Source organism: Advenella sp. RU8, from assembly GCF_048381675.1.
GTDB lineage: Bacteria > Pseudomonadota > Gammaproteobacteria > Burkholderiales > Burkholderiaceae_B > Advenella.
The window spans coordinates 1-5,630 of the sequence record NZ_JBLWIS010000019.1 but is presented as its reverse complement, the minus strand read 5'-3'; the positions used below and the strand labels follow the sequence as shown (position 1 = coordinate 5,630).

Sequence of the window (5,630 nt, the reverse complement as noted above, 5' to 3'; positions counted from 1 at the left end):
TTTTCAGGAATAAAGAGCCTGACGATGACCTACTTTCACGGATGTCCATCCACTATCATCGGCGCGAAGGCGTTTCACTGTCCTGTTCGGGAAGGGAAGGAGTGGGTCCACCTTGCTATGGTCGTCAAGCGTAAGCTGGTATGGCTTACTGCTGTGTATGCAGTTAGCAATTTGGAAGAAGCACAGGTTGGGTAATTTGGGGTTTGCGATGAGTTTGTGGTGTTGGGATTGACGTGGCCATGTGAGTGTGAACTCTTGCATGGGACACGATTTGATTTTTGAACGACACTCGAACGCTATATTCAGCAGGGGTTATAACCTGCAGAGTTATAGGATCAAGCCGCACGGGCAATTAGTATCAGTTAGCTGAGTGCATTACTGCACTTACACACCTGACCTATCAACGTCCTGGTCTCGAACGACCCTTCAGGGGGGTCTAGCCCCCGGGATACCTAATCTTCAGACGAGTTTCCCGCTTAGATGCCTTCAGCGGTTATCTCTTCCGTACGTAGCTACTCGGCAATGCCATTGGCATGACAACCGATACACCAGCGGTACGTCCACTCCGGTCCTCTCGTACTAGGAGCAGGCTCCGTCAAGTATCCAACGCCCACGGCAGATAGGGACCAAACTGTCTCACGACGTTTTAAACCCAGCTCACGTACCTCTTTAAATGGCGAACAGCCATACCCTTGGGACCGGCTACAGCCCCAGGATGAGATGAGCCGACATCGAGGTGCCAAACACCACCGTCGATATGAACTCTTGGGTGGTATCAGCCTGTTATCCCCAGAGTACCTTTTATCCGTTGAGCGATGGCCCTTCCATTCAGAACCACCGGATCACTATGTCCTGCTTTCGCACCTGTTCGACGTGTCAGTCTCACAGTCAAGCACGCTTATGCCATTGCACTATCAGCACGATTTCCGACCGTACCTAGCGTACCTTCGAACTCCTCCGTTACACTTTAGGAGGAGACCGCCCCAGTCAAACTGCCCACCATACACTGTCCCCAACCCGGATAACGGGCCTAGGTTAGAACCGCAAACAAACCAGGGTGGTATTTCAAGGATGGCTCCATAGCATCTAGCGACACTACTTCAACGCCTCCCACCTATCCTACACAGGCCGGTTCACAATTCAATGTAAAGCTACAGTAAAGGTTCATGGGGTCTTTCCGTCTAGCCGCGGGGAGATTGCATCATCACAACCATGTCAACTTCGCTGAGTCTCAGGAGGAGACAGTGTGGCCATCGTTACGCCATTCGTGCAGGTCGGAACTTACCCGACAAGGAATTTCGCTACCTTAGGACCGTTATAGTTACGGCCGCCGTTTACTGGGGCTTCGATCAAGTGCTTGCACACCATCACTTAACCTTCCAGCACCGGGCAGGCGTCACACCCTATACGTCCACTTTCGTGTTAGCAGAGTGCTGTGTTTTTAATAAACAGTCGCAGCCACCATTTCTCTGCGGCCCATTCGCGCTTTAACACGCTACTAGGGCATACCTTCTCCCGAAGTTACGGTATTAATTTGCCGAGTTCCTTCTCCTGAGTTCTCTCAAGCGCCTTGGAATATTCATCCCGTCCACCTGTGTCGGTTTGCGGTACGGTCATTGTTGAACTGAAGCTTAGAGGCTTTTCCTGGGACCACTTCCTATGACTTCGCGAACAAGTTCGCTTCGAGCCAATATCTTGAATCCTGCGGCCGGATTTACCTAACCACCTTCTCGATACCAGCAACGGGTACAACCAATCACCCGATCACATTTCGCAATCCGTCCCCCCATCGCATTCAACAATGGTGTTGGAATATTAACCAACTTCCCATCAGCTACGCATCTCTGCCTCGCCTTAGGGGCCGACTCACCCTGCGCCGATGAACGTTGCGCAGGAAACCTTGGACTTACGGCGAGGGAGCTTTTCACTCCCTTTATCGCTACTCATGTCAGCATTCGCACTTCTGATACCTCCAGCATCCGTCTCCAGACACCTTCACAGGCTTACAGAACGCTCTCCTACCGCGTATGATAAATCATACACCCGCAGCTTCGGTAACTGGCTTAGCCCCGTTACATCTTCCGCGCAGGACGACTCGATCAGTGAGCTATTACGCTTTCTTTAAAGGATGGCTGCTTCTAAGCCAACCTCCTGACTGTCTATGCCTTCCCACTTCGTTTCCCACTTAGCCAATTTTGGGGACCTTAGCTGGCGGTCTGGGTTGTTTCCCTCTTGAGTCTGGACGTTAGCACCCAGTGCTCTGTCTCCCGTGCTGTACTTGCCGGTATTCGGAGTTTGCCATAGGTTGGTAAGTCGCCATGACCCCCTAGCTATAACAGTGCTCTACCCCCGGCAGTAATACACGAGGCACTACCTAAATAGTTTTCGGAGAGAACCAGCTATTTCCAGGCTTGTTTAGCCTTTCACCCCTATCCACAGTTCATCCCCTAATTTTTCAACATTAGTGGGTTCGGTCCTCCAGCACGTGTTACCGTGCCTTCAACCTGACCATGGATAGATCGCCTGGTTTCGGGTCTACACCCAGCGACTAAATCGCCCTATTCGGACTCGCTTTCGCTACGCCTTCCCTATTCGGTTAAGCTTGCCACTGAATGTAAGTCGCTGACCCATTATACAAAAGGTACGCAGTCACGGGACAAGCCCGCTCCTACTGTTTGTATGCACACGGTTTCAGGATCTATTTCACTCCCCTTCCGGGGTTCTTTTCGCCTTTCCCTCACGGTACTGGTTCACTATCGGTCGATCACGAGTATTTAGCCTTGGAGGATGGTCCCCCCATATTCAAACAGGATTTCACGTGTCCCGCCCTACTTATTCGACGCTTAGTACCACGCAACGCATTTCGTCTACAGGGCTATCACCTGCTACGGCCGGACTTTCCATTCCGTTCGACTATACATTGCGCTATCTCGTCCAGGCTGCTCCGATTTCGCTCGCCGCTACTTTCGGAATCTCGGTTGATTTCTTTTCCTCGAGTTACTTAGATGTTTCAGTTCACTCGGTTCGCTTCACTATCCCTATGTATTCAGGATAGGATACTGCCAGAGGCAGTGGGTTTCCCCATTCGGAAATCTGCGGATCAAAGCTTATTTGCTAGCTCCCCGCAGCTTATCGCAAGCTATAACGTCCTTCATCGCCTGTGATCGCCAAGGCATCCACCATGTGCACTTAGTCACTTGATCCTATAACACTAAAGGCTATAGGTTTTTGCTGTCATCGCGCCTTTCAAATCACGATACAGCATGCTGAGTTTCACGTTTGTGTGCCGTTCATCATTTTCCAGGTTATCGCTAACTAATCAATTAGCGATGTCTTGAATTTGAGAACTTCAAATATAATGCAATCACAACCCGTATTTTCATCGACATATACTGGACTCCTGGTGGAATCCAACATACCCGTTGAATTACTTTGTTGTGCTTCTTCCAAATTGTTAAAGAACATATACAGCCAACATTACACTTCGTAAAGTGCAATCTTCAGGGGTTTTGCATAAACTGCAAAACAACTGAACACTGCATTCTACCGTCTTAGTCTTACTCGTTTTTTGAAGTAAGCCAAAGATTATAGCATGTTTTTTTGTTAATCGCGCCAGTGTTATTTTACTTAAAAACAACAACCAACGATTATCACACAAGATTCCTGGTGGAGGATGACGGGATCGAACCGACGACCCCCTGCTTGCAAAGCAGGTGCTCTCCCAGCTGAGCTAATCCCCCAACAAACCTGTTTGGTGGGTCAAGCTGGAATCGAACCAGCGACCCCCGCCTTATCAAGACGGTGCTCTAACCGACTGAGCTACTGACCCAACTGCTGGTATTTCCAAAAAGGAAACCACCAAACTGATAGGCGGGTACCATTGCCTTGTGCAATGTGACTAACAACCGATAAGCGTGGACGCTTTGGCGTGAACAAGGACCTGCTCTTAAAGGAGGTGATCCAGCCGCACCTTCCGATACGGCTACCTTGTTACGACTTCACCCCAGTCATGAATCCTACCGTGGTAATCGCCCTCCTTGCGGTTAGGCTAACTACTTCTGGTAAAACCCACTCCCATGGTGTGACGGGCGGTGTGTACAAGACCCGGGAACGTATTCACCGCGGCATGCTGATCCGCGATTACTAGCGATTCCGACTTCATGCAGGCGAGTTGCAGCCTGCAATCCGGACTACGATCGGGTTTCTGAGATTGGCTCCACCTTGCGGTTTGGCAACCCTCTGTCCCGACCATTGTATGACGTGTGAAGCCCTACCCATAAGGGCCATGAGGACTTGACGTCATCCCCACCTTCCTCCGGTTTGTCACCGGCAGTCTCATTAGAGTGCTCAACTAAATGGTAGCAACTAATGACAAGGGTTGCGCTCGTTGCGGGACTTAACCCAACATCTCACGACACGAGCTGACGACAGCCATGCAGCACCTGTGTTCCGGTTCTCTTGCGAGCACTCCTCTATCTCTAAAGGATTCCAGACATGTCAAGGGTAGGTAAGGTTTTTCGCGTTGCATCGAATTAATCCACATCATCCACCGCTTGTGCGGGTCCCCGTCAATTCCTTTGAGTTTTAATCTTGCGACCGTACTCCCCAGGCGGTCAACTTCACGCGTTAGCTACGCTACTAAGCCCCGAAGGGCCCAACAGCTAGTTGACATCGTTTAGGGCGTGGACTACCAGGGTATCTAATCCTGTTTGCTACCCACGCTTTCGTGCATGAGCGTCAGTATTATCCCAGGGGGCTGCCTTCGCCATCGGTATTCCTCCGCATATCTACGCATTTCACTGCTACACGCGGAATTCTACCCCCCTCTGACATACTCTAGTCCGGTAGTTAAGAATGCAGTTCCAAGGTTGAGCCCTGGGATTTCACATCCTTCTTTCCGAACCGCCTGCGCACGCTTTACGCCCAGTAATTCCGATTAACGCTTGCACCCTACGTATTACCGCGGCTGCTGGCACGTAGTTAGCCGGTGCTTATTCTTCAGGTACCGTCATCAGTTCCGGATATTAGCCAGAACCTTTTCTTCCCTGACAAAAGTGCTTTACAACCCGAAGGCCTTCATCGCACACGCGGGATGGCTGGATCAGGGTTTCCCCCATTGTCCAAAATTCCCCACTGCTGCCTCCCGTAGGAGTCTGGGCCGTGTCTCAGTCCCAGTGTGGCTGGTCGTCCTCTCAAACCAGCTACGGATCGTCGCCTTGGTGAGCCATTACCTCACCAACTAGCTAATCCGATATCGGCCGCTCCAATAGTGAGAGGTTCCGAAGAATCCCCCCCTTTCCCCCGTAGGGCGTATGCGGTATTAGCTGACCTTTCGGCCAGTTATCCCCCGCTACTGGGCACGTTCCGATACATTACTCACCCGTTCGCCACTCGCCGGCAAAAGTAGCAAGCTACTTTCCCGCTGCCGTTCGACTTGCATGTGTAAGGCATCCCGCTAGCGTTCAATCTGAGCCAGGATCAAACTCTTCAGTTTAATCTCTGTATAATTGCCATCTACTGTTTTATGGTAAATGGTCGCTGCTTCACTCAAAAGAAAATAACGTTTATATGTATAAACCTTACTTCTTCATTTCAAGTGAGCGCTTAAGTATAAATTTAGCATCACCAGC

2 tRNA genes and 3 rRNA genes are annotated in these 5,630 nt (G+C 50.5%); all 5 read right to left on the bottom strand.

Features of this window, described 5'->3' with window-relative positions:
- Positions 1-16: 16 nt before the first annotated feature.
- The 5 genes from rrf to ACM5Q9_RS14215 all read right to left on the bottom strand — a co-directional run bounded on the left by rrf (position 17) and on the right by ACM5Q9_RS14215 (position 5,494).
- Positions 17-129, bottom strand: a 5S ribosomal RNA gene (gene rrf / locus ACM5Q9_RS14235).
- A 202-nt stretch (positions 130-331) separates the two neighbouring features.
- Positions 332-3,203 (bottom strand): 23S ribosomal RNA (locus ACM5Q9_RS14230).
- Between the two features lie 461 nt (positions 3,204-3,664).
- A tRNA-Ala gene (locus ACM5Q9_RS14225) sits at positions 3,665-3,740 on the bottom strand.
- Between the two features lie 12 nt (positions 3,741-3,752).
- Positions 3,753-3,829, bottom strand: a tRNA-Ile gene (locus ACM5Q9_RS14220).
- 119 nt (positions 3,830-3,948) lie between these two features.
- Positions 3,949-5,494 (bottom strand): 16S ribosomal RNA (locus tag ACM5Q9_RS14215).
- The 16S, 23S and 5S rRNA genes sit together here with 2 tRNA genes alongside, the layout of an rRNA operon.
- Positions 5,495-5,630: the final 136 nt, after the last annotated feature.